General features: G+C 76.6%; 1 protein-coding gene and 1 pseudogene. Both read right to left on the minus strand.

The annotated features are described in order from the left end of the window. Window positions 1-762: pseudogene (locus tag ABEB16_RS18200) on the minus strand (nitrite/sulfite reductase); the annotation flags it as partial. Window positions 763-1,025: 263 nt separating this feature from the next. Then, a partial coding sequence (locus ABEB16_RS18205; protein WP_425560246.1) for a THUMP-like domain-containing protein occupies window positions 1,026-1,810 on the minus strand: 785 nt, incomplete at its 5' end.

Genomic DNA, 1,810 nt, shown 5'->3' on the forward strand with positions numbered 1-1,810 from the left:
CTCGGGGTGCACCGAGCCGATGAAGGCCACGTCGTTGATCTCGTGGACGACGTCGTGGCGGGGCGAGCCGGAGACGGCGCTCTTGAACTTGCGCGGCAGGTTGGAGAACTGCGGGTCGCCGACGTATCGGCGGTTGATCTCCTCCACGGCCCACGTCCCGTCGAGGATCTCGTCGGCGGCGATCCCCGCGACCGGGCTGCCGAGCACGACGCGGGGGCAGTCGCCGCACGCCTCGGTGGTGGACAGCCCCACGGACTCCAGCCGCCGCCAGATCTCGGGCACGTCCTCCACGCGGATCCAGTGGTACTGGACGTTCTGCCGGTCGGTGACGTCGGCGGTGCCGCGGGCGAACTCCACGGAGATCTGCCCGATGACGCGCAGCTGCTCGCTGGTCAGGGCGCCGCCGTCGATGCGCACGCGCATCATGAAGTACTCGGCGTCCAGCTCCTCCGGCGGCAGGCTCGCGGTGCGGCCGCCGTCGATGCCCTCCTTGCGCTGGGTGTAGAGCCCCCACCAGCGCATCCGGCCGCGCAGGTCCTTGGGGTCGATGCTCGCGAACCCCTGCTTGGAGTAGACGTCCTCGATCCGCTGCCGGACGTTGAGGCCGTCGTCCTCCTGCTTGAACTCCTCGTTGCCGTTGAGCGGGGCGCGCCCGTCGACCTTCCACTGCCCCTCCGACCGGCCGGCGGCGCCCTCGCGGCGGCTGCGGGCGCGCGGGGGTGCGGTCTCGGTGGCGGGGGCTGCGGCGGGGCCGGCGTTCATGGCGTGGTCCTCGTCGTGGGTGCGGGCACGGGTGCGAACGGGTGCGGGCGGGGGCGCGGGCGGTGCCGCGCGCTCACCGGTCGCGGTGGACCGGCCGCCGGGCCGGGGAGAGGTCACCGGGTCCGGGCGGGGGGACACAGCGCCGCGCTCTGCAGGCGGCCGAGGTCCACGTGCAGGCGCGCCACCAGTCGCAGGGAGTCGGCACGCACGCGCCCATGGTGCCACGCCCCCCGGCGCGCGGTGACCGTGCCGGGACGGCCGTCTCAGCCGGTGGGACGGTCGTCGGCCGGTGGCAGCGGCCGCACCACGAGGACGCTCTGCCGGCCGGCGACGCGGGTGAGCACGACGGTGGCCTCCCGCGCACCCTGCAGCCGCAGCTGCCGGCGCAGCGCCTCCGGCTCGACGGCGGTGCCGCGCTTCTTCACGACGAGGCGGCCGACGTCGTGCCGGCGCAGCCAGGCGCGCAGCGGCTTGAGGCCGAAGGGCATGACGTGCTCCACCGCGTAGCTGCGGGCCAGGGGCGTGCGCGCGGGGGAGTCGGAGCTGACGTAGGCGATGGTCTCGTCGATCAGCCAGCCGTCCAGGGCGGCGGCCACCGCGCCCACGAGGCCGGCGCGGATCACCGCGCCGTCGGGCTCGTGCAGCGCCGCGCCGACGACGGCGGTGCGGGTGGTGCTGGCCGCGGTGGCGTCGACCTCGTGCCAGCGGGTGCCGCCGGGGCCGGCGGTGCCCACCGCGGCGCTGCGGCGGACGCCGGCCCGGGCCAGCGGACCGCACCACAGGGCGCACTCGACGACGTCGCCGTCGACGGAGGTCCACTGCGCCTCGGTGCCGCGCCCGGCGACGGCGGCGGGCAGCGCCTCGTGCGGCACCCCGGGGGCGAGCTTGGCGCCGGTGGCGGGCACTCGGGCGGCGACGTCGAGGACGAACGACAGCGGTGGCGACGTCGCCTCGGGGTCCAGCAGCCTGCGGCCGGTGGTGCCGCTGCGCCGGGCCGGGTCGAACCAGGCGCCGCCGCCGGCCACGGCCTCCTCGACGACGCCGGCGG

It is taken from the genome of Kineococcus glutinatus (assembly GCF_039542765.1).
Taxonomy (GTDB): domain Bacteria; phylum Actinomycetota; class Actinomycetes; order Actinomycetales; family Kineococcaceae; genus Kineococcus_A; species Kineococcus_A glutinatus.